This is a genomic window from Mycobacterium sp. ITM-2016-00317, from assembly GCF_002968295.1.
Taxonomy (GTDB): domain Bacteria; phylum Actinomycetota; class Actinomycetes; order Mycobacteriales; family Mycobacteriaceae; genus Mycobacterium.
In genome coordinates this window covers 4504807-4526506 of record NZ_CP134399.1, presented here as the reverse complement: position 1 = coordinate 4526506, position 21700 = coordinate 4504807, and the positions used below count along the sequence as shown (strand labels likewise).

The 21700-nt window shown below is 69.1% G+C and carries 16 protein-coding genes and 4 pseudogenes; 10 read left to right on the top strand and 10 right to left on the bottom strand.

Features of this window, described 5'->3' with window-relative positions:
* Positions 1–53 precede the first annotated feature (53 nt).
* Positions 54–1558: pseudogene (locus C6A87_RS21570) on the top strand (FAD-dependent oxidoreductase).
* On the opposite strand, the gene coaA reads toward C6A87_RS21570, so the two are convergent.
* Positions 1530–2468: a type I pantothenate kinase gene (gene coaA / locus C6A87_RS21565; protein ID WP_311114119.1), complete on the bottom strand. Its 939-nt coding sequence runs from the start codon at positions 2466–2468 to the stop codon at positions 1530–1532. The pseudogene C6A87_RS21570 and the gene coaA sit on opposite strands and share 29 nt — an antisense overlap.
* Before the next feature lie 31 nt (positions 2469–2499).
* Between coaA and C6A87_RS21560 the strand changes: the two genes are divergently transcribed.
* The 5 genes and pseudogenes from C6A87_RS21560 (at position 2500) to C6A87_RS21540 (ending at position 8398) form a co-directional block, all read left to right on the top strand.
* A complete protein-coding gene (locus C6A87_RS21560) occupies positions 2500–3717 on the top strand; it encodes a DUF885 domain-containing protein (RefSeq protein ID WP_311114118.1) in 1218 nt (405 codons plus the stop codon).
* Between the two features lie 18 nt (positions 3718–3735).
* A complete protein-coding gene (locus tag C6A87_RS21555) occupies positions 3736–5199 on the top strand; it encodes a glycine hydroxymethyltransferase (protein WP_311114117.1) in 1464 nt (487 codons plus the stop codon).
* 56 nt (positions 5200–5255) lie between these two features.
* Positions 5256–6083, top strand: coding sequence for an acyl-ACP desaturase (locus C6A87_RS21550; protein ID WP_311114116.1), 828 nt, complete (start codon positions 5256–5258; stop codon positions 6081–6083).
* Between the two features lie 203 nt (positions 6084–6286).
* Positions 6287–7625: pseudogene (locus tag C6A87_RS21545) on the top strand (PhoH family protein).
* A gap of 86 nt (positions 7626–7711) precedes the next feature.
* The gene (locus C6A87_RS21540) at positions 7712–8398 is read left to right on the top strand and encodes a polysaccharide deacetylase family protein (RefSeq protein ID WP_311118033.1); all 687 of its coding nucleotides are present in this window, start codon (positions 7712–7714) and stop codon (positions 8396–8398) included.
* A gap of 7 nt (positions 8399–8405) precedes the next feature.
* Here C6A87_RS21540 and C6A87_RS21535 read toward each other — a convergent pair whose 3' ends face one another.
* The 3 genes and pseudogenes from C6A87_RS21535 to glpX form a co-directional block, all read right to left on the bottom strand.
* Positions 8406–8630, bottom strand: a complete 225-nt coding sequence (locus C6A87_RS21535) for a hypothetical protein (RefSeq protein WP_311114115.1) — start codon at positions 8628–8630, stop codon at positions 8406–8408.
* A gap of 141 nt (positions 8631–8771) precedes the next feature.
* Positions 8772–10178 carry a class II fumarate hydratase gene (locus tag C6A87_RS21530; RefSeq protein ID WP_311114114.1) on the bottom strand — a complete coding sequence of 469 codons (1407 nt, stop codon included), beginning with the start codon at positions 10176–10178 and terminating at the stop codon, positions 8772–8774.
* Between the two features lie 31 nt (positions 10179–10209).
* Positions 10210–11270, bottom strand: a pseudogene (gene glpX / locus C6A87_RS21525) (class II fructose-bisphosphatase).
* A gap of 54 nt (positions 11271–11324) precedes the next feature.
* Here glpX and C6A87_RS21520 point away from each other — a divergent pair.
* Together C6A87_RS21520 and C6A87_RS21515 are read left to right on the top strand one after the other, a co-directional pair.
* A complete protein-coding gene (locus tag C6A87_RS21520) occupies positions 11325–12050 on the top strand; it encodes a DUF4245 domain-containing protein (protein ID WP_311114113.1) in 726 nt (241 codons plus the stop codon).
* A gap of 49 nt (positions 12051–12099) precedes the next feature.
* Complete coding sequence (locus C6A87_RS21515; protein ID WP_311114112.1) at positions 12100–12897, top strand: dienelactone hydrolase family protein; 798 nt, start codon at positions 12100–12102, stop codon at positions 12895–12897.
* On the opposite strand, the gene C6A87_RS21510 is transcribed toward C6A87_RS21515, so the two are convergent.
* The 3 genes and pseudogenes from C6A87_RS21510 to C6A87_RS21500 form a co-directional block, all read right to left on the bottom strand.
* On the bottom strand, positions 12878–14068 hold the full coding sequence (locus C6A87_RS21510; protein ID WP_311114111.1) for an AI-2E family transporter: 1191 nt from the start codon (positions 14066–14068) through the stop codon (positions 12878–12880). The two genes, C6A87_RS21515 and C6A87_RS21510, sit on opposite strands and share 20 nt — an antisense overlap.
* 43 nt (positions 14069–14111) lie before the next feature.
* Positions 14112–14974: pseudogene (locus C6A87_RS21505) on the bottom strand (SDR family oxidoreductase).
* Positions 14971–15756: an SDR family oxidoreductase gene (locus C6A87_RS21500; protein ID WP_311114110.1), complete on the bottom strand. Its 786-nt coding sequence runs from the start codon at positions 15754–15756 to the stop codon at positions 14971–14973. Before C6A87_RS21500 ends, C6A87_RS21505 begins: the two are co-directional and overlap by 4 nt.
* A gap of 112 nt (positions 15757–15868) precedes the next feature.
* On the opposite strand from C6A87_RS21500, the gene C6A87_RS21495 reads away from it, so the two are divergent.
* The gene (locus C6A87_RS21495) at positions 15869–16318 is read left to right on the top strand and encodes an SRPBCC family protein (RefSeq protein ID WP_311118032.1); all 450 of its coding nucleotides are present in this window, start codon (positions 15869–15871) and stop codon (positions 16316–16318) included.
* A gap of 13 nt (positions 16319–16331) precedes the next feature.
* On the opposite strand, the gene C6A87_RS21490 is transcribed toward C6A87_RS21495, so the two are convergent.
* Positions 16332–16937: a dihydrofolate reductase family protein gene (locus tag C6A87_RS21490; RefSeq protein WP_311114109.1), complete on the bottom strand. Its 606-nt coding sequence runs from the start codon at positions 16935–16937 to the stop codon at positions 16332–16334.
* A 171-nt stretch (positions 16938–17108) separates the two neighbouring features.
* On the opposite strand from C6A87_RS21490, the gene C6A87_RS21485 reads away from it, so the two are divergent.
* Positions 17109–19337 (top strand): bifunctional diguanylate cyclase/phosphodiesterase, encoded by a 2229-nt coding sequence (locus tag C6A87_RS21485; RefSeq protein ID WP_311114108.1) that lies wholly within the window; start codon positions 17109–17111, stop codon positions 19335–19337.
* On the opposite strand, the gene C6A87_RS21480 is transcribed toward C6A87_RS21485, so the two are convergent.
* Positions 19322–20767, bottom strand: coding sequence for a carboxylesterase family protein (locus tag C6A87_RS21480; RefSeq protein ID WP_311114107.1), 1446 nt, complete (start codon positions 20765–20767; stop codon positions 19322–19324). The two genes, C6A87_RS21485 and C6A87_RS21480, sit on opposite strands and share 16 nt — an antisense overlap.
* Positions 20760–21665 (bottom strand): MBL fold metallo-hydrolase, encoded by a 906-nt coding sequence (locus tag C6A87_RS21475; protein WP_311114106.1) that lies wholly within the window; start codon positions 21663–21665, stop codon positions 20760–20762. Before C6A87_RS21475 ends, C6A87_RS21480 begins: the two co-directional genes overlap by 8 nt.
* Between the last annotated feature and the right edge of the window lie 35 nt (positions 21666–21700).

Sequence of the window (21700 nt, the reverse complement as noted above, 5' to 3'; positions counted from 1 at the left end):
CTTGCCGGCCCGGGCGCTCACACTGACAACACACCGCGCAGAAGGAGGCCGCCGTGTCCGTCACCGACCAGCACAGCACCCAGACGGACACGTGCGACCTCTGCGTCGTCGGCGCCGGTCTGGCCGGACTGAACGCGTTGTTCGCCGCCGGCCGGTACCTGGGCCGCGGGCAGAAGATCATCCTCGTCGACCGGCGTGGCCGGGTCGGCGGGATGTGGAACGACACGTATCCCTATGTGCGGTTGCACCAGCCGCACCCGATGTTCACCGCCGGGAACATCGCCTGGACCCTGGGCAGGGCGCCGTCGTACCTGGCCACCAAGGACGAGGTCCTGGACCACCTGCAGCACTGCCTCGACGAGATCAGGAAGCGGGTGACGGTCGACGAACGCTACGGCTGGGACTTCCGGTCCGACGAGCCGACGGCGGCGTGCGGGTCACCTGCAGCACCGCTGACGGCGGCATCCGCGTCATCCAGGCCGCGCGGCTGATCAAGGCCTACGGGGTGCGGGTGGTGCCCAACGACCCGTTGCCGGTGGCGAGCACCCGGGTGCGGTCGGTGTCGCCGGACACCTGCGACGTGCGGACCGGCGACATCGACGACAGCGACGCGCCGGTGTACATCATCGGCGGCGGGAAGACCGCAATGGACACCGCGCACGCGCTGCTCACGTCCCACCCGGGCCGGGAGGTCAACCTGGTCGCCGGTTCGGGCACGTTCTTCACCGACCGCGAGAAGTTCTTCCCGAGCGGACGGCGCCGGTGGGTCGGCAGCACGCTGCTGAGCAGCATGGCCGCCGACATGTGCCGGCGATTCGACGGGACCAACGAAGCGGAGCTCGCCGAGTGGTTCCGCACCACCTACGGCACGGGGCCGACCCCGCAGGCCGGTAACTTCCTGCTCGGGGTGCTGTCGGAAACCGAGAACAGGATCATCGCCGACGGCGTGAACGCGGTGGTGATGGACCATCTGGTGGACATCGTCGACCGCGGCGACGGCGCGGAGATGGTCCTACGCAGCGGCGCGACCAGGCCCGTCGAGGACGGTAGCTGGATCGTCAACTGCACCGGCTACCTGACGCGGGGGGACCACCCCTACGAACCCTACGCATCTGCCGACGGCAAGGTGCTGTCAATCCAGACCCGTTCGGCCACAATGCATCTGATGTCCTACATGGGCTACTTCATGACGCATCTGATGTTCCTGGACAAGCTCACCGAGGTGCCGCTCTACGAACTCGACCTGCAGGAGCTGCTGCGCAGGAACAAGGCGGTGCTGCCCTACACGATGTTCTCCCTGGTCCAGTACAACCTGGGACTGCTCTACGACAACATGCCGACGAAGGTCTTCAACGAATGCGGTCTGGATTTCGACCGCTGGTACCCGTGGCCGCGGCGTACCGCAGGCGCGGTGCGGTTCATGCTGACCCACCGACGCGGACGCGAGCACCTGCGCGAGACCCTCGACACCGTGCGCGACCGGTGTGACGTGCGCTGCGGACCGCTGAGCCACTTCCCGGAGACCGGCGCTACAGCTTTCGAAGACGCAACCGGTTGATCGAGTGGTCGGAGTCCTTGCGCAGCACCAGGGTGGCGCGCGGCCTGGTCGGCAGGATGTTGTCGATCAGGTTGGGCCGGTTGATCGAATGCCAGATGTCGCGGGCGGCGAACACCGCCTGTTCGTCGGTGAGCGTGGAGTAGTGGTGGAAGTGTGAGGCCGGGTCGGCGAACGCGCCCTCCCGCATCGTCAGGAACCGCGAGATGTACCAGTTCTCGATGTCCTCGATGCGTGCGTCGACGTAGACCGAGAAGTCGAACAGGTCCGAGACCATCAGCGCCGGGCCGGTTTGCAGCACGTTGAGGCCTTCGAGGATCAGGATGTCCGGATGCTCGATGACCTGCTTCTCGCCGGGCACGATGTCGTAGAGCAGGTGTGAATACACCGGTGCGCACGCGGCGTCCGAACCCGACTTCACGGCCGTGACGAACCGCATCAATCCCCGGCGGTCGTAGCTCTCCGGAAACCCCTTGCGGTGCATCAGGTTGCGCCGGCTCAACTCGGCGTTGGAGTGCAGGAAGCCGTCGGTGGTGACCAGGTCGACGCGCGGGTGGTGTTCCCAGCGAGCCAGCAGCGCCTGCAGCACGCGGGCGGTGGTGGACTTGCCCACGGCCACGCTGCCTGCGACGCCGATCACGAACGGGACCGGGCGGCCCGGGTTCTGTTGCGGCTCACCGAGGAAGTCGGCAGTCGTCGCGAACAGGGCCTGCCGGGCCGCGACCTGCAGATGGATCAACCGGGCCAGTGGCAGATAGACCTCTTCGACTTCGAGCAGGTCGATCTTCTCGCCGAGACCGCGCAACCTGACGAGTTCGTCCTCGGTCAGCTTGAGCGGCGTCGACATGCGCAGAGCACGCCATTGGGTCCGGTCGAACTCCACGTAAGGGCTGGGTTCGCTCAGCCGCGCCATGCGCACAGTCTTGCAGTTAGGTTAGGAGGCTATGGACGTAGGTATCGATTCTGGGGCTTCAGCATCCTTGGTGACCGATTACCTGATGCTCGGACTGCGCTTCGACCGGGTCGAGGAAGGCTATGTCGACTCGTTCACCGGCGACCCCGCGTTGCGGCGCGCGGTGGAGTCCGAGCCGAAACCCGACCCCGCCGACCTGGCGCGTCAGGCCGAGCGGCTGCTCGGCGAGCTGCCCGCGGGTCTGGACGAGCAGCGTGCCATGTTCATCGGCTCCCACCTGCGGGCACTGGCGTGCGCGGGTCGCAAGTTCGCCGGTGAGCAGGTCGGGTTCGTCGACGAGGTCGAGGCCTACTTCGACGTCCGGATCAGCAAGGGCGACCCGGACAGGTACCGGCAGGCCCACGTGACCCTCGACGACGCGCTCGGCGGGACCGGGCCGCTGGCCGACCGCATCCAGGCCCACCGGGCGGCCGAGGAGATCCCGCCGGAGCGGCTCGAGGAGGCGATCCACGCGTTCTCCAGCGCGCTGCGCGACCGCGTCCGGGCCACGTTCCCGCTGCCCGCGCGCGAGACCATCACCTACGAGGTGGTCACCGACAAGCCGTGGTCGGGGTTCAACTACTACAAGGGCGACTACCAGTCGACGGTCGCGGTCAACGCCGATCTGAAGCAGCAGATGTCGAACCTGCCGCGGCTGGTGGCCCACGAGTCCTACCCGGGGCACCACACCGAGCACTGCCGCAAAGAAGAACGGCTGGTGGCCGGTCGAAATCAGGCCGAGCAGACGATCTTCCTGGTCAACACCCCGCAGTGCCTGATGGCCGAAGGCCTGGCCGACCTGGCGTTGTACGCCGCGGTCGGCCCGCAGTGGGGGAGTTGGGCGGCCGAGATCTACGCCGACCTGGGCCTGCGGTTCGACGGGGAGCGGGCGGTGGCGATCTCCGAAGCCACGGCCGCGCTGGCCGACGTCCGCCAGGATGCCGCGCTGATGCTGCACGACGAGCACCGCGACGTAGACGACGTCGTCGACTTCCTGAAGCGGTGGCTGTTGGTCAACGACGAGCGGGCCCGTCAGATGCTGCGGTTCCTGTCCTCACCGCTGTGGCGCGCCTACACCAGCACCTACGTGGAGGGGTACCGGTTGCTGCGCGGCTGGCTGGACGCCCGGCCCGAAGGCGTCAGCCTGACCGAGCGGTTCGGCACGCTGCTGGACGAGCCACTGATCCCGTCTTCGTTGCGCGCGGCCTGAACGTTTAGGCTTCCTGGCATGACTTCTTCGTCGCCGTCAGGGCTGGGTGCCGAGTACGCCGCAGACGCCAGCGAGGCCTACCGGGCCGCGCTGCGGGTGATCGAGAGCGTCGAGCCCCGCATCGCCGACGCCACCCGTAAAGAGCTTGCCGACCAACGGGATTCGCTCAAGCTGATCGCCAGCGAGAACTACGCCTCGCCTGCGGTGCTGCTGACCATGGGCACCTGGTTCTCCGACAAATACGCCGAAGGCACCGTCGGGCACCGCTTCTACGCGGCCTGCCAGAACGTCGACACCGTCGAGGCGCTGGCCGCCGAGCACGCCCGCGAACTGTTCGGCGCGCCGTACGCCTACGCCCAGCCGCACTCCGGCATCGACGCCAACCTGGTCGCGTACTGGGCGATCCTGGCCACCCGCATCGAAGGTCCAGGATTGGCCGAACTGGGCGCCAAGCACGTCAACGACCTGTCCGAGGCGGACTGGGAGTCCTTGCGGGCCAAGCTCGGCAACCAGCGTCTGCTCGGCATGTCGCTGGACACCGGCGGGCATCTGACCCACGGGTTCCGGCCCAACATCTCCGGCAAGATGTTCCACCAGCGCCAGTACGGCACCGATCCGGTCACCGGATTCATCGACTACGACGTCGTCGCCGCCGCGGCCCGCGAGTTCAAGCCGCTGGTCCTGGTCGCCGGCTACTCGGCCTACCCGCGCCGGATCAACTTCGCCAAGATGCGGGAGATCGCCGACGAGGTGGGCGCCACGCTGATGGTGGACATGGCGCACTTCGCAGGCCTGGTGGCCGGCAAGGTGTTCACCGGTGACGAGGACCCGGTGCCGTTCGCGCACATCACCACCACCACGACGCACAAGTCGCTGCGCGGCCCCCGCGGCGGCCTGGTGCTGGCCACCGAGGAGTACGCGCCCGCGGTCGACAAGGGCTGCCCGATGGTGCTCGGTGGTCCGCTGTCGCACGTGATGGCGGCCAAGGCCGTCGCGCTGGCCGAGGCCCGGCAGCCGGCGTTCCGCGAGTACGCGCAGGACGTCGCCGACAACGCGCAGGCGCTGGCCGAGGGCCTGCTCAAGCGGGACGCCGGGCTGGTCACCGGCGGCACCGACAACCACCTGGTGCTACTCGACGTGACGTCGTTCGGGCTCACCGGCCGGCAGGCCGAGTCCGCGCTGCTGGACTCCGGCATCGTGACCAACCGCAACGCGATCCCCGCCGACCCGAACGGCGCCTGGTACACCAGCGGCATCCGGTTCGGCTCCCCGGCGCTGACCACCCGCGGGTTCGGCGCCGACGACTTCGACCGCGTCGCCGAGCTGGTCGTGGACGTGCTGAGCAACACCGAGCCCGCCGCCGGCCCGAACGGTCCGTCCAAGGCCAAGTACACGCTGGCCCCGGGCACCGCCGAGCGGGTGCGCGCCGCGTCGGCCGAGCTGCTCGACGCCAACCCGCTGTACCCGGGCCTCACGCTCTGACGCGACACCCGCCCAGGAATTTTACGATCCCCACAGAATTGGGTTAATGTAACCGCATGGCACAGAAACCTGTCGCTAACGCGCTGACGCTGGAACTCGAGCCCGTGGTTCTGGAGGAGCTGCGGCGTCACCTCGACACCGAGGACGTCTGGTTCGCCCACGACTACGTGCCGTTCGACCAGGGCGAGAACTTCGCCTTCCTGGGCGGCCGCGACTGGGATCCGTCACAGGTCACGCTGCCCAAGAAGGTCACCGACGCGTGCGAGATCCTGCTGATCACCAAGGACAACCTCGCCGGCTACCACCGTGAGCTCGTCGAGCACTTCATCCTCGAGGACAAGTGGGGCCGCTGGTTGGGCCGCTGGACCGCCGAGGAACACCTGCACGCGATCGCGCTGCGCAACTACCTCGTCGTCACCCGGGAGGCCGACCCGGCCGCCAACGAGGACGTCCGTGTCGAGCACGTGATGAAGGGTTACCGGGCCGACAGCTACACCCAGATCGAGACCCTGGCGTTCATGGCGCTGTGGGAGCGTGCCCATGCGGTGTTCTGCCGCAACCTGGAGCAGCAGACCGACGAGCCGGTGCTCAAGGCGCTGGCCGGCCGGATCGCCAAGGACGAGGAGCGCCACGAGCAGTTCTTCGCCAACCTCGTCGCGCACTGCCTGACCACCGCCAGGGCCGAGACGGTCACGGCCATCGCGCGCCGCGCCGCCGCCCTGGACGTCGTCGGCGGTGACATCGACACCTACGAGGACAAGGTCGCCACCGTCGCCGAGGGCGGCATCTTCGACCGCGACCAGCTGCGCAAGGTGATCGCCGACCGGATCACCGCGTGGGGTCTGGCCGACGAACCCGAACTCAAGCAGTTCATCAGCTCTTAACGCACGCGCCGCGCACACCCGGCGCGCCTGCGAGGCGGGGTCGGCGCACCCGGAGTAGCGTCGATTCCGATGGCTAGCGACATGCTCTGCTGTCCGGGCGGTCCCGATTGAAAGGGCCTGGCCCCGGTCCTGAGACCGCTTGTGTGTCCACCGAGAAGTTCGTGTGGGGCCACAGGAACTCGCGCAGCCTCAAGGAGCGCTACGTGACTCAATCGCTCAACCCTCCCGCTCGGCAGTCCGACCTCCGGACCTACGTGCTCGACACCTCCGTGTTGCTGTCCGATCCCTGGGCGTGCACACGGTTCGCCGAACACGAAGTGGTGGTTCCGCTGGTGGTCATCAGCGAACTGGAAGCCAAACGCCACCACCACGAGTTGGGTTGGTTCGCCCGACAGGCATTGCGCATGTTCGACGATCTGCGGCTGGAACACGGACGGCTGGATCAGCCCATTCCCGTTGGCACAGAAGGCGGTACGCTGCACGTCGAGCTCAACCACAGTGACCCGACGGTGCTGCCCGCCGGTTTCCGCACCGACAGTAACGACGCCCGCATCCTGACCGTGGCGGCCAACCTGGCCGCCGAGGGCAAGCACGTGACGCTGGTGAGCAAGGACATCCCGCTGCGCGTGAAGGCAGGCGCGGTCGGGTTGCTGGCCGATGAGTACCACGCCCAGGACGTCGTCACCTCCGGGTGGACCGGCATGGCCGAGGTCGAGGTCGCCGGTGACGACGTCGACGCGTTGTTCGCCGACGGCGAGATCGATCTCGAACAGGCCCGCGACCTGCCCTGCCATACGGGAATCCGATTGCTCGGCAGCAACTCTCACGCGCTGGGTCGGGTCAACGCCGACAAGAGGGTGCAGCTGGTACGAGGCGATCGCGAGGTGTTCGGCCTCCGGGGAAGGTCCGCCGAACAGCGCGTGGCGCTCGATCTGCTGCTCGACGAGTCGGTGGGCATCGTGTCCCTCGGCGGCAAGGCCGGCACCGGGAAGTCGGCGCTGGCGCTGTGCGCGGGCCTGGAGGCGGTGCTGGAGCGACGCACCCAGCGCAAGGTGGTGGTGTTCCGTCCGCTCTACGCGGTCGGCGGTCAGGAGCTCGGCTACCTGCCCGGCAGTGAGAGCGAGAAGATGGGGCCGTGGGCGCAGGCCGTCTTCGACACCCTCGAAGGTCTCGCGAGCCCGGCCGTGCTGGAGGAGGTGTTGTCGCGGGGCATGCTCAGAGGTGCTGCCGCTGACCCACATCCGCGGCCGTTCGCTGCACGACTCGTTCGTGATCGTCGACGAGGCGCAGTCGCTGGAACGCAACGTGTTGCTGACCGTGCTGTCGCGGCTCGGGGCGGGATCGCGGGTGGTGCTGACCCACGATGTCGCACAACGGGACAACCTGCGCGTCGGCCGCCACGACGGTGTCGCCGCGGTGATCGAGAAGCTCAAGGGCCATCCGCTGTTCGCCCACATCACGCTGCTGCGCAGCGAACGCTCACCGATCGCGGCGCTGGTCACCGAGATGCTGGAGGAGATCAGTCCCGGCGCCCTGCCGTGACGACGGGCGAATCCGGCGCGCAATGCGACACCCTGGGTGCTCGAGCGCGCCGGATTCACTCGGTGATCGGGTTGGTAGCGGCGCTGATGCTGGCCGCCGCGCCTCCCGCGGTCGCCGATGCCGTCGACTGCGCACGGGTCAAGTGCGTGGCGTTGACGTTCGACGACGGGCCGGGGCCGTTCACCGACCGGCTGCTGCAGATCCTGCGGGACAACGACGCCCGCGCGACGTTCTTCCTGATCGGTGACAAGGTGGCCGCCGACCCGGCCGCGGCCCGGCGCATCGCCGAAGCCGGCATGGAGATCGGCAACCACACCTGGCAGCACCGCGACATGACGACCCTGCCGCCTGCGGAGGTCGCCGACCAGTTCAGCCGCGCCACCGCCGCCCTGCAGGCTGCGACGGGCCAGACGCCGACGCTGGCGCGCACCGGTTTCGGCGCGGTCGACGACGTCGTGCTCGCCGAGGCGCGACGTCAGGGTCTGGCCGTGATCAACTGGGACGTGGTGCCGCTGGACTGGCAACACGACGCCGACACCGCGGCCACCCGCGCGATCCTGATGAGCCACGTCCGGCCGGGCTCGGTGGTGCTGCTGCACGACACCTTCGCCTCGACGGTCGACCTGATGGCCGAGTTCATTCCGGTGCTCAGCGCCAACGGCTACCACCTGGTGACCGTCTCGCAGCTGCTGGGCCCTCGCACACCGGGAAGCCTGTACGGCGGCCGCGACAACGGGCCACCGGCCTACGCGCTGGCCGAGCCCACCCGCTGATACCGGATCAGCGCTGCCTGCGTCCCTCGACCAGGAACCATCCCGCCGCGGCCGCGCCGGACATCGCCAACATGCGATCGGCGCCGCCGCCGCCGCGTCTGGCCAGCGAGAGATCGACCAGTGACGCCAGTCCCAGCACCACGGCACCGGTCCGCAACGCGGGCTGGCTGGTGGCCGTGGTGACCAGGGTGGTCGATGACGGGGTGGATGCGGGCTCGGGGTAAGCGGACACCGCGCCTCCTGATTCCTGCCTGGAAGAATGACCCACCGCCGTGCCGATGACGCGGCGGCGAGTCAAATGCTCCCTAATCTTGTGCCTGTCTTGACGATTCGTCAGGCGAATGGCAGATCTCGAGGGCAGGAAATCGTCCGGTCAGTCGCCGTCGCGAACCTTCGCCATGGCCAGCACGTCGAGGCGGCGGTCCAGCTCCTCCTCGGACAGCTTGTCGCCGATCAGGCCGCGGTCGATCACGGTCTGGCGGATCGTCTTCTTCTCGGCCAGCGCCTGCTTGGCGACCTTGGCCGCCTCCTCGTAGCCGATCGCCGAGTTCAGCGGGGTCACGATCGACGGCGACGACTCGGCGAGCTCACGCAGCCGGTCCTCGTTGGCGACCAGGCCGTCGATGCACTTCTCGGCGAACAGCCGGGAGGCGTTGGACAGCAGAGTGAACGACTCCAGCACGTTGCGGGCCATCATCGGGATGTAGACGTTGAGTTCAAAGGCGCCCGACAATCCGCCGACGGTGACGGCCGCGTCGTTGCCGATGACCTGGGCGGCCACCTGCGTGACGGCCTCGGGGATTACGGGGTTGACCTTGCCCGGCATGATCGAGCTGCCCGGCTGCAGGTCGGGCAGTTGCAGCTCGCCCAGCCCGGTCAGCGGACCCGAGCCCATCCAGCGGATGTCGTTGGCGATCTTGGTCAGCGACGCCGCGATCGTCTTGAGCGCGCCGGACGCCTCGACCAGCCCGTCGCGGGCCGCCTGGGCCTCGAAATTGTCGACTGCGGGCCGCAACTCGGCGATGCCGGTCTGGTCGACGAGCACCTCCACCACCTTGGGGCCGAACCCGTCGGGGGCGTTCAGCCCGGTGCCCACCGCGGTGCCGCCGATCGCCAGCTCACCGAGCCGGGGCAGACAGGCGCGCACCCGTTCGATGCCGGCCTCGACCTGGCGGGCGTAGCCGCCGAACTCCTGGCCCAGCGTCACCGGGACCGCGTCCATCAGGTGGGTGCGGCCGGACTTCACCGTGGTGCGCCACTGCCGGGCCTTGGCCGCCAGCGACTCGTGCAGCACCTCGAGTGCGGGGATCAGATGGCGCACAGCGGCTTCGGTCGCCGCGATGTGGGTGGCGGTCGGGAACGTGTCGTTGGAGCTCTGCGACATGTTCACGTCGTCGTTGGGGTGCACGGTCACGCCGTTGGAGGCGCAGATCGACGCGATCACCTCGTTGGCGTTCATGTTGGAGCTGGTGCCCGAGCCGGTCTGGAACACGTCGATCGGGAACTGGTCGTCGTGGCGGCCGTCGGCGATCTCGGCGGCGGCGGCGATGATCGCGTCGGCCTTTTCCGGAGCCAGCAGGCCGAGGTCCTTGTTCACCTGGGCGCACGCGCCCTTGAGGAGTCCGAGCGCGCGGATCTGGGTGCGCTCCAGCGGCCGGAACGAGATCGGGAAGTTCTCCACCGCCCGCTGGGTCTGGGCGCGCCACAGCGCGTTCTTGGGCACCCGCACTTCACCCATGGTGTCGTGCTCGATGCGGTACTCGACATCTTTGTCGGCCATGCGGCTTCCTGTTCGTCTCGTTGGGGTCGGGTTACGGCAGGGGATAGGCGGCGGTGTTGTCGCCGGTGAAGTTGACCGCGGAGTACTCGTTGAGCTTGGTCAGCCGGTGGTAGCCCTCGATCATCCGGACGGTGCCGGACTTGGACCGCATCACGATGGACTGTGTGGTGCAGCCGCCGCCGAAGTAGCGCACACCCTTGAGCAGGTCGCCGTCGGTGACACCGGTGGCGCAGAAGAAGACGTTCTCCCCGGCGACCAGATCCTTGGTGGTCAGCACGCGGCCCAGGTCGTAGCCGCGGTCGATGGCGCGCTGGCGTTCGTCGTCGTCGGTGGGCGCCAGGGTGGCCTGGATCTCGCCGCCCATGCAGCGGATCGCGGCCGCGGCGATGATGCCCTCGGGGGTGCCGCCGATGCCGACGAGCAGATCGGTGCCCGACTCGGCCGGCACGCCGAGATCGCGCCCGCGACATCGCCGTCGGAGATCAGCCGGATGCGGGCGCCCGCCGAACGGACCTCTTCCATCAGCTTGGCGTGCCGGGGCCGGTCCAGGATGCACACGGTCACATCGGAGACCGAGGCCTTGCGGACCTTGGCGATGCGCTGGATGTTCGCCGCGATCGGCGAGGTGATGTCGATGAAGTCCGCGACGTCGGGTCCACCGGCGATCTTGTTCATGTAGAACACCGCCGACGGGTCGAACATCGCTCCCCGCTCGGCGACCGCGAGCACCGAGATCGCGTTGGGCATGCCCTTGCTCATCAGCGTGGTGCCGTCGACCGGGTCCACCGCGAAATCGCAGTCCGGCCCGTCGCCGTTGCCGACCTCCTCGCCGTTGTAGAGCATCGGCGCGTTGTCCTTCTCACCCTCGCCGATCACCACGACACCGCGCATGGAGACGGAATTCACCAACTGGCGCATCGCGTCGACGGCCGCACCGTCGCCGCCCTCCTTGTCGCCGCGGCCGACCCAGCGGCCCGCCGCCATCGCGCCCGCCTCGGTGACCCGGACCAGCTCAAGGGCTAGATTTCGGTCCGGCGCTTCACGTCGAGAGGTCGATGAGCCGCCTGCGCGAAGAGCGTCCGGAGTAGTCATGGCCAGATTGTCCCATTAGAAGGTTCCCAATTGAGAGCTGGGATACTGGCTGGCATGACGATGCCGCCCGAGCCGGGCCAGGAGGTCGCCGGTGACACCGGGCGCAACCCCGACACTGCAGGCCAGCACCCGGTCGATCACGTCGTGGTGCCGGTGGCGCCGCCCGCCAAGGCGCGTCTGCTACAGGACGGCCGGGACATGTTCTGGTCGATGGCCCCGCTGGTGGTGGCGTGCCTGGTACTGGCCGGGCTGCTCGGCATGTGCTCGTTCGCGCCCAGCGGTCCCGGACCCGGCCCCGCCCCCGACTACAACGCACCGGCTGCGCTGCGCGCCGACGCCGACGCGCTCGGCATCCCGATCCGGGTGCCGCGGCTGCCGGAGGGCTGGCAGGCGAATTCGGGCAGCCGCAAAGGGATCGAGGCAGGCCGCACCGACCCGGTGACCGGGCAGCCCGTCCGCGCGGTCGGCGCGGTCGTCGGCTATCTGAGTCCGGGCGGCCGGTATGTGAGCGTCACGCAGAGCAACGCCGACGAGGACAAGCTCGTCCGGTCGTTCAGTCCGGAGTTGGTGCCCACGGGAATCGAGGACGTCGACGGCGTCCGGTGGGTGGTCTACGAAGGCGGCGAGGTGGACGGCAAACCCCTTGAGCCGGTGTGGACCGCGCAGGTCCGCGGGCCGACGGGACCGGCCCAACTTGCCGTGACCGGCGCCGGAAACGCCGAAGAGTTCCGTACGCTGGCGGCGGCGACGCAATCCCAGGCGCCGCTGCCGGTGGACTGAGCTACGGAAGTCCATCAGCGAGGACTTTCCGTACGCCGAGGAGACGTCGATGAGCGGACCGGAAGCAGATCTGCGCGGATGGTCCGCCGAGCCGTTCACCGCGGCCGGCTTCACCCACGACGTGTACCGCAAGGGTGACGGACCCGGCGTGGTGCTCATCCCGGAGATGCCCGGCCTGCATCCCGGCGTGCTGGCGCTGGGAAACCATCTGGTGGACAACGGTTTCACCGTGTGGTCGCCGTCCCTGTTCGGCACGCCGGGGGCACCCCCGCTGCGGCCGGGCGCGCTGCCGGTGCTGGCGAAGGGTTGCATCACCAAGGAGTTCGCGGCGTTCGCCACCAACGCCGACCGGCCGGTGGCGCACTATCTGCGGGCGCTTGCACGCGAACTGAACTCCCGTACGCCGGGCAAGGGTGTCGGCGTGATCGGGCAGTGTTTCACCGGCGGGTTCGCGCTGGCCGCCGCCGTCGATGACGCGGTGCTCGCGCCGGTGCTGAGCCAGCCGTCGCTGCCGCTGCCGCTCACCCCGCGGCAGCGCCGGGACCCGGGCCTGTCGGAGGCCGAGCTGAAGGTCATCGAACGCCGCGCCGCCGACGAGGGGCTGTGCGCGCTGGGGCTGCGGTTCAGTGAGGACCCGATGTCCCCGGCGGCGCGGTTCAGCACGCTCAAGGCCCGGCTCGGGGACGCGTTCGAGGTGATCGAGATCAGCTCCAAACCCGGCAACCCGGACGGCATCGGCCGCGCCGCGCACTCGGTGCTCACCGATCAGGTGGTCGAGCGCGACGGCCACCCCGCCTACGAGGCGCGCAAGCGGGTCGTCGAATTCCTCACGGCGCGGCTGACTTAGCGGGCGCCGGTGCGGCCTTGGGGGTGCCCGGCAGCAGCCTGCGCCACCACGGGACCTCGCGTGCCGCGTGGTCGTCGGACGGATCCCCGCCCGTGCCGGTGATCGACTCCATCGGCGCGTCCCGGTACACCACGCGGTAGACGCTGATCGTGGTGACGATCACGATCATCAGCACCGGGCCCAGCACGATGCCCATGAAGCCGAACATCTGCAGCCCGGCGAACACCGCGAGCAGCATCAGCGCGGGCTGCAGGTGCGCGCTCTTGGGCACCAGGAACGGCCGCAGCAGGTTGTCGATGTTCGTCACCACGAGGATGTGGAACAGGACGACGAAGATGCCGCCCACCGCGTTGCCGAACACCACCATGAGGATCCCCGCCGGGATCGTGACGATCCCGCCGCCCAGCGGGATGAACGACAGCACGGTCAGGAAGATCACGAACATGAAGAAGCCGTCGTGCAGGCCGGCGATGTACAGCGAGGCCGCCCCCGCGACCCCCTGGCAGGCCGCGATGATGAACTGCCCCTGAACCGTCGCCTTGACCATCGCGCCCACCTTGGCGAGGTAGATGTCGGAGACCTCCTCGCCGAGCGGGTTCAGGTCACGGAACAGCTCGAGCACCTTGGGGCCGTTGGTCAGCAGCGCCAGGAACACGTAGAGGAAGATGATCAGGCCCGTCACCATCGCGACGATGCCGCCGACCGATTCCCGGGCGAAGCCCAGCGCCAGCTCCCCGCCTTTCTGACCGACGGTGGCCAGCGCGTCGCGCACCGACTGGGGCGTCAGCGTGTAATCCCCGAACGGGACCCGGGACAGCAGTTCGTTGGCGGAGTCCAGCAGCCGCTGCCCCAGCGCGGTCAAGTCGGTCTCTTCGACCCAGTGTCCGATGCCGGTGACCATCTGGCTGATCTGCAGGAACGCCAGGAACGCCACGCCGGACAACGGCACGGCCACCGTCGCGATCGCGGCGAGCATGGTCACCGCGGCGGCCGCGCCCGAGCCGATCCGCGCGCGCAGGCGGTTGAACAGCGGGGTGAACAGGTAGGCGAGCACCGCGGCGATCGCGATGAGCAGCACGTAGGTGCGCAGGAAGTAGGCGCCGAACGCCAGCGCGACTACCGTCAGCACCGCCAGCGCGCGCTTCTGGGTGAGGGTGAAATCGCTTCTCATGCCCGCCCCTCCGACCACGCCCGTTCGGATGCCGAGGGCAACCCTATCCGCTGTCGGCGGTACGGGACGGCGATCCCTGCACCTGCCTGGCGCGTTGCTGCCCGACGAACCGCATCGAGAGCCGGTTCATCAGCGCGGGCGCCAGCCGGGCGATCCACCACTGCGCCTGGGCGGCAAGCGGTCTGACGAGGATGGCCTTGTCGCGGTCGATCGCGCGCAGCGTGTCACGGGCCAGCCGGTCGGCGTCGTAGGCCCTACCGCCCTGGGTCTGCAGGAAGTAGTCGCGGCCGACGAAACCGCCGACGGCGCCCTTGTCCAGGATCGGGGTCTCCACCGCGGCCGGGCAGACCACCAGCACCCCGACCCCGCGGGGCACCGCTTCGGACCGCAACGCCATCGACAGCCCGACCACGGCGTGCTTGGTCGCCACGTAGCTGGTGAGCTGCCCGGCGGCGGCCAGCCCGGCCATCGACGCGGTGTTGACGATGTGTCCGTGGCCCTGCCGCAGCATCTGCGGGTAGGCGGCGGCCACGCCGTGCACGACGCCGCGCAGGTTGACATCGATGATCGCGTTCCACTGATCCAGCGTCAGCAGTTCGGTGTCGCCGCCCCACACGATGCCCGCATTGTTGAACATCAGGTCCAGCCGGCCCGGGCCACGACGTCGTCGACGGCGGCCTGCACCGCGGCGGGGTCGGTGACGTCCAGTTGCGCCGCACGGGCCCGCGGGCTCAGCGTCGCGACCACCGCGTCGGCGGCGGCCGGGTCGATGTCGGTGCACACCACGTGCGCACCGGCCGCATCGAGAGCGCGGCACAGCGCCGCGCCGATCCCGGACCCGCCGCCGGTGACGATTGCCTGTTTTGCTCCTCGCGTCCGCGGCGCCTGCTTCCCGGCGACCGTCACGACGACTGTTCCACGAGCCGCATCACATGACCCATCACGTCCGGATATCGCTTCAGGTGGGCGCCGCCGTTGATGTCGAGCACCTCGCCGGTCAACCACGATGAGCCCGACGAGCACAGGTACACAACGGCTTCGGCGATGTCCTCGGGTGTGCCGGCGCGGCCCAGCGCGGTGTTGTCGACGTAGTCCTCGACCACGCCGGGCACCGACGCGGCCGGGGCGGTCAGCGGGGTGTGCACGAAACCGGGCGCGACGGCGTTGACGCGGATGCCGCGCGGACCCATCTCCAGCGCGGCGACCTGGGTCAGCATCGACAGGCCGGCCTTGGCCGCGCAGTACGCGCTCATTCCGGCCGCGGCCTGCCTGCCGTTGAGCGAGCTGATCTGCACCAGGGAGCCGCCCTCGCGCAGTTGCCTACCCGCGTGCTTGGTGACGATGAACGCACCGTTGAGGCAGACGTCGATGACGGCGCGGAAGTCCGCGACGGCCATCTCGGTGATCATCCCGACGTTGCTGAAGCCGGCGCAGTTGACCGCGATGTCCAGTGGACCCGCGCCGTCGAAGAGTTGCTGCACCGAGTCCTCGTCGGTGACGTCGACGTAGGCCGACGTGTGCGGATCGCCGAGCTCGGCGGCGCGCTCGCGGGCCGCGCCTACGTTGAGGTCGGCGATCGTCACCCGGCATCCCTGACCGGCCAGCGCCTTCGCGGTCGCCCACCCGATGCCGGACGCGCCGCCGATGATCACGGCCTCCCTGGCGGCCCGATCGCTGCCGTCGCTCATCCGGTTGGCCTTCCGACGTAGGAGTAGAACGCGTTCTAAAGTCACACCCGGAACCCGAAAGCGCAATAGCCGGGCCCGAACTGGCAGACTCGATCGGGTGACCGAGCTGAACATGTCAGAGTCGATCCACGTGGCGGCCCCGCCGGATCAGGTGTACGCGTTGGTCTCCGACGTCACCCGGATGGGTGAGTGGAGCCCGATCTGCAAGGCGTGCTGGTGGGACGAAGGAGCGGGCCCCTGGGCCGGTGCGTGGTTCACCGGCCGCAACGAGACCCCGCAACGCACGTGGGAGACCCGGTCCCAGGTCGTGCTCGCCGAACCCGGGCGCAAGTTCGCCTGGGAGGTCAACGATGGCTGGGTGCACTGGGGCTACGAGATGGCCGAGGAGAACGGCGGCACCCGCCTCACCGAGTCGTGGGAGCTGTTACCCAAGGGCGTGGCCGGTTTCCACGACCGCTACGGCGACTCCGCCGACACCGAGATCGCCGAACGCGTCGAGGCGGCCAGGACCGGCATCCCCGCCACCCTCGCTGCGATCAAGGAGACGGCCGAGGCGGCCTGACCGCTCCCGGCGCTCACCGCGGCAGGTGGGTCTTGGCGTCGTCGTAGCCGCCGGCGCGGGCTTCGGGGTCCGGGCCGTACACCAGGTGCAGCACCCCGGTGCCGAACGCGCGGCTGCTCAGCAGCGCGAGCGGGATCGGCGCGCCCTCGTCGAACAGCCGCGCCCCCTTGCCCACCACGATCGGGTGCACGAGGAGATGCAGTTCGTCGATCAGCCCCGCTTCCAGGAGTTGCCGGACGACGGACGGTGAGCCGCTCATCGCGATGGCGCCGCTGCCAGGGCCGTTCTTCAGCGCGGTCACCCCGGCCACGAGGTCACCGGCCAGCCGCTCGGAGTTGCGCCAGGTGAACTGCTGGTCGTGGCGTGACACCACGATCTTGCGCGCGTCGCCGAGGGCCTTTGCGAACCCGGCATCCTCACCGCCGCCGGCTTCGCGCTCGGGCCACGCGCCGGCGAAGCTGTCATAGGTGACCCGCCCCAGCAGCAGGGTGTCGGCCGAGCCGAGCTGGGCGTCCACCGCCGCGCCCATGTCGTCGTCGAAGTACGGGAAGTGCCACTGGTCGGGGGCTTCGACGACGCCGTCGAGCGACATGAACATTCCTGCGGTGAGCGTGCGCATCGGGGCTCCTCTGGGGTCTGCGGTTTGGAGTATCGACCGCCGCGGCGGCGCGAACTCATCGAACGACGACTTCTGCAGGTATGGGCAACCTTGCCTGCGGAACGAATTTCTGGGTTAGCGTCGGGCATCACTCCGGCGCGTGTGGGCCGGATCGAGCGGAGCAACGATGCGGTGACCGGGGAGGCATTCGCTGTGGGCGGCGCGACGTCGCTGGCCGGCGACGTCGTGGTCGCGCTGCTGGCCGTCTGTGCCACCGGGTGTGCGGTCCTGGCGGCGCGGTCGCTGCGCGGGCGGATGCGCACCGCGTGGGCGACGATGGCGGTCGCGCTGGCGACCTGGGCGGCCGCCGAGCTGGTCTGGCTGTGGTGGGGATATGTGTTGCGGGCCGAGCCGTTCCCCTCGCCCGCCGACGTCTTCTCGGTGGCGTTCTGTGTGTTCGCGTTCCCGGCGATCCTGACGATGGTCCGGTTCGACGAGTCGGCGAGACCGCGTGCGGCGCTGCGTATCACCCTCGACGGAGTCACGGTCGCGTTGTGCATCTTCCTGCTGGCGTGGATCCTGACGCTGCACGGCGTCTACGACACCTTCGGTGACGACCGGCTCGCGCTGGGCCTGGCGTTGTTCTACCCCGCGGCCGACGGCGCGATCCTGGCGGTCACGGTGGCGGTGCTGGCCCGGGCCGATGCGCGTCACCGCGCGGGGCTGGGCGTGCTGGGGATCGCGTTCGCGCTGCTGACGGTCACCGACAGCGCGGCCGTGTACGCGGCCGCGGTGCACAGCCAAGCGGCCCGTAGCGCGCTGGACATCGGCTGGGCGACAGCTCTTGTCGCCATCGGGGCGGCGGCTCTGCTGAGTCGCCGGACACCGCCTCCGCGGGCACAGGCCTTGGAGATGCAGTCGAGCACCGCGCTGTGGGCGCCGTATGTGCCGCTGCTGTTGGTCGGCACGATCGGCCCGGTGTTGGTCTTGTCCGGGTTGGCCCGCATCGTCGTTCCGTTGATCATCGTCGCGGTGTGCCTGCGGCAGGCGGTTGCGGCGTGGGAGAACCGGCAGTGGGCACGGGCCGCGGCGCAGCAGGCATTGACGGATCCGCTGACCGGACTGGCCAACCGGGCGTTGTTCTGTGACCGGCTGACCCACGCGATGATGCTGCGGTCGCGCGACGAGCGGCCGGTGGTGGTGGCGGCCCTGGATCTCGACGACTTCAAGTTCGTCAACGACAACCTGGGCCACCCCGCCGCCGACCGGCTTCTGGAGCAGGCGGGCCTGCGGATTGCGGCCTGCGTACGTCCGGGCGACACCGTGGCCCGTTTCGGCGGCGACAAGTTCATGCTGCTGCTGGAAGGTGACATCGAAGACTCCAGACGCGTGATGCGTTGCGTCGTGGACACTTTCGAGGAGCCGTTCAGCGTCGGCGGCCAGCAGGTGTCGATCCGGTGCAGCGTCGGGGTGGCCGTCGCGACGCCCGACGATGCCGATCTCACCGCCGAAGCCATGCTGGAACGCGCCCAGATCGCCGTGCGCGCGGCCAAACAGTCCCGTCCGGAGCGGGTTCGGCTGTTCGACGCGGGGATGAACGTCGGTGACGCCGGGAGCGCCGAGCAGGTGCCGCCCACGGGCGCCGCGCGGGTCCGGCTGCTGGGGGAGCTGCGCAGCGCTGTCGACAACGGCGATCTCGGGATGGCCTACCAGCCCAAGGTGGATCTGCACAGCGGCCGCATCGTCGGAGTCGAGGCGCTGTTGCGCTGGCCGCACCCCGATCTGGGGCTGTTGTCGCCGGGCGCGTTCATGCCGCTGGTGCGTGAGCACCGGTTGATGCGCCCGGTGACCGATCTCGTCGTGGACAAGGTGCTCGACGACGCGGCACGCTGGATCGCCGCTGGGGCGCAGATGCCCGTCGCGGTGAACCTGTTCGCGCCGTATCTGCGTGATGCCCGGCTGCCCACGACATTGTGGGAAGCGCTCCAGAATCGTGGCCTGCCCGCCGATTTGCTGACCGTCGAGGTCACCGAGGATCTGGTGATCACCGATCTCGAGTTGGTCACCGGTGTGCTCGAACAGCTGCGCGGGTACGGAATCCGGGTCGCGATAGACGATTTCGGCAGCGGCTACTCGGCACTGTCCTACCTGCGGGACCTGCTGATCGACGAGATCAAACTGGACCGCCACTTCATCGCGTCGGTGACCGGCGATCCCCGCGCCGCCGCGATCGTGCGTGCGGTCATCAACCTGACTCACGGTCTGGGGATGACCGTCGTCGCCGAGGGGGTCGAGGAGGCGGCGACGGCGCGCTGGCTTCGCGACAGCGGATGCGATGTGGGGCAGGGGTTCTACTTCGGCAGACCGCTCGACGCCGCAGATGTGCCTGGCCTGGCGCGTTCAGCTCACGTGACGGGGTGAACGTCGGCCGCTACTCGCTCCGTTGCGAACTCCCGGACCGACGAGTCCGCCCATCCGGGGTCTCCGGTGGTGGCGTAGTTCACCCACGCCCGATGCATCTCGGTGGCGAGATGCTGGGGTGGCTCGCCGGGGCCGAGAAGCCCGGCAGGCCCACGTAACACCGGCTCGTCCAGGCAGTCGAACACGAACGGCAGCTCCACCGCGTGGGCCGCACCCAGCCGGCCGCCGACAGCTGTCGACTGCCAGCAGAACCGGTACTCGTGCAACGGTGAGCCGGGCTGCGCGGCGCGCGCTTCGACCAGTTTCCGAGTGCCTGAGCCGAACAATGCGGAACCCAGGATCGCCGAACGGATCTCACCCCACCCGGCGGTCGGATTCTCGGCGCGGAAGGCGGCGACGACGGTGTCGGGATCGGGGTGGACCCGCGCGGCGAGCGCGCGCACGTCGTCCTCGGACGAATCGTCGAAAGTGCCCTGCGGCACGAGATACAGGTTGCCCTCCTGGGCGTTGGTGCCGATGAGTACCGGCACCGTGGACCCGAGCCCGGCAGCGGCGGCATCGGCGGGCTGGCGGTCGCCCACCAGGCTGAACGGGCTGAGTCCGACCAGGGGATCGAACCGGTCCGCGGTGCGCAGGTCGATGCCGGTCAACCGTGAACCGACGTCGACGAGTTCGGCATCGGTGAAGGCGGAGAACCCCGCGACGGTGGCGTGCGTGTCGATGAGCTCGGCGGCTCGGTGGGTGACCCGGGCGGCCTGCTCGTGGTCGAAGGCGCCGGTTCCGTTGCCGCTCTGCATGATCACGCGACGTACCAGAGATTCCGCTTCGGGAGTGGTCAGGACCCCGCCGACGATGGTGGCGCCCGCGGACTGACCGAACAGTGTCACGTTGTCGGGGTCGCCGCCGAAGTTCTCGATGTTCTCCTTCACCCACGTCAGCGCGGCCACCACGTCGAGCAGTCCCCGGTTGGGCGGTGCGCCCGGCACGTCGAGAAAGCCGATGATTCCGAGGCGGTAGGTGAGCGTCACCAACACCACCCCGTCTCGGGCGAATGCCGCCCCGTTGTACAACGGCGACTGCGGTGAGCCGGACACGAAACCCCCGCCGTGCACGAACACCATCACCGGCCGTCGGTGGCCGGCCTCCGGTGCCCAGATGTTCACTGTCAGGTACTCCGGGTCACCGAGGGTCACGGTGCCGAAAAACGGGGACATGTCGAGCGCGCCGAACCCGCGGCGCGGCGCTTGTGGGGCCGCCGGTCCGGGTTCCCGCGCGTCACGGATGTGCGTCCAGCCCGGGTGGGGATCGGGCGCAGCGAATCGAGCAGCAGCGAGCGGCGCTGCGGCGTAGGGAATTCCGCGGAACACCTGGTAGCCGTCGGCTGTGTGTCCGCGGACGGGGCCGTGGGTGGTGGCGACGACGTCAGACATGGGTGATCCGCTCGAACGGCGCCCACTGCTTGATCGCGAAGGTGTCACCGGCCCGGACGACCTCAGCGCCGCCGTGGCCGCCCAGATGCGCCGGGAACACGAGGGTATTGGTGTCGGCGGCCTGACCGAGCAGCCGTCGCCGGGTGGCCCGTGCACCGGCCGCGTCCTCGCAGTAGCAGCTGTTGACGTCCGGCTCCACCAACTGCAGTGCAGTGTGCAACAGATCGCCGACGAACAGTGCTCTGTCGCCGCCGGATTCGAGGGTGACGATCGACGATCCCGGGGTGTGGCCCGGGGCGAGGTCCAGCCGCAGATTCTCGTCGATGTGCAACTGGTCGTCCCACAACTGGACCAGGCCCGCCTCATAGACGGGTGCGACGCTGTCTTCGAAGACGAGCTTGGCGGCGTCGCGGCCGGAGATATGTCCGTTGGCGGGATTCCAGAAGTCGAAGTCGGCGCGCGGCATCAGATACGTCGCGTTCGGGAAGGTCGGCTCCCAGGCACCGTCGCGCAGCGTGGTGTTCCATCCGACGTGGTCGTTGTGCAGGTGGGTGTTGATGACGAGGTCGACGTCCCCGGGCGAGATCCCGGCCGTGGCGAGATTGTCGAGGAAATCGGTCTCCAGTCGGTGCCAGACGGAGCCGGGACGGTCCTTGTGATTGCCGACGCCGGTGTCGACGAGAATCGTCTTGCCCTCGCTGTGCAGCACCCAGGTCTGCACCGCGCAGATGCACATGTCTGCGGCGGGATCGTAGAAGTCGGGCACCAACCACGTCTCGTTGGCCGCCCAGGAACTTTCCAGGCTTTCCGGGAAGAAGGTCTTCGGTGACAGTTCGACCGAGCCGTAGTACTCCATTACCCGGGTGATCGAGACGTCACCCAACACGATTTTGTTCATGCCGACCAGCCTGCGGCGGTCCCGCGGCGGTAACC

What these genes read in the sequence shown, in the direction of transcription:
- C6A87_RS21495 (WP_311118032.1), top strand. Translation starts at nt 15,869, where the DNA reads ATGTCAGAGTCGATCCACGTGGCGGCCCCGCCGGATCAGGTGTACGCG.
- C6A87_RS21475 (WP_311114106.1), bottom strand. Translation starts at nt 21,665, where the DNA reads ATGAACAAAATCGTGTTGGGTGACGTCTCGATCACCCGGGTAATGGAG.
- C6A87_RS21550 (WP_311114116.1), top strand. Translation starts at nt 5,256, where the DNA reads ATGGCACAGAAACCTGTCGCTAACGCGCTGACGCTGGAACTCGAGCCC.
- C6A87_RS21555 (WP_311114117.1), top strand. Translation starts at nt 3,736, where the DNA reads ATGACTTCTTCGTCGCCGTCAGGGCTGGGTGCCGAGTACGCCGCAGAC.
- C6A87_RS21510 (WP_311114111.1), bottom strand. Translation starts at nt 14,068, where the DNA reads ATGAGAAGCGATTTCACCCTCACCCAGAAGCGCGCGCTGGCGGTGCTG.
- C6A87_RS21530 (WP_311114114.1), bottom strand. Translation starts at nt 10,178, where the DNA reads ATGGCCGACAAAGATGTCGAGTACCGCATCGAGCACGACACCATGGGT.
- C6A87_RS21515 (WP_311114112.1), top strand. Translation starts at nt 12,100, where the DNA reads ATGAGCGGACCGGAAGCAGATCTGCGCGGATGGTCCGCCGAGCCGTTC.
- coaA (WP_311114119.1), bottom strand. Translation starts at nt 2,468, where the DNA reads ATGGCGCGGCTGAGCGAACCCAGCCCTTACGTGGAGTTCGACCGGACC.
- C6A87_RS21490 (WP_311114109.1), bottom strand. Translation starts at nt 16,937, where the DNA reads ATGCGCACGCTCACCGCAGGAATGTTCATGTCGCTCGACGGCGTCGTC.
- C6A87_RS21500 (WP_311114110.1), bottom strand. Translation starts at nt 15,756, where the DNA reads ATGAGCGACGGCAGCGATCGGGCCGCCAGGGAGGCCGTGATCATCGGC.
- C6A87_RS21520 (WP_311114113.1), top strand. Translation starts at nt 11,325, where the DNA reads ATGACGATGCCGCCCGAGCCGGGCCAGGAGGTCGCCGGTGACACCGGG.
- C6A87_RS21560 (WP_311114118.1), top strand. Translation starts at nt 2,500, where the DNA reads ATGGACGTAGGTATCGATTCTGGGGCTTCAGCATCCTTGGTGACCGAT.
- C6A87_RS21480 (WP_311114107.1), bottom strand. Translation starts at nt 20,767, where the DNA reads ATGTCTGACGTCGTCGCCACCACCCACGGCCCCGTCCGCGGACACACA.
- C6A87_RS21540 (WP_311118033.1), top strand. Translation starts at nt 7,712, where the DNA reads ATGCTGGCCGCCGCGCCTCCCGCGGTCGCCGATGCCGTCGACTGCGCA.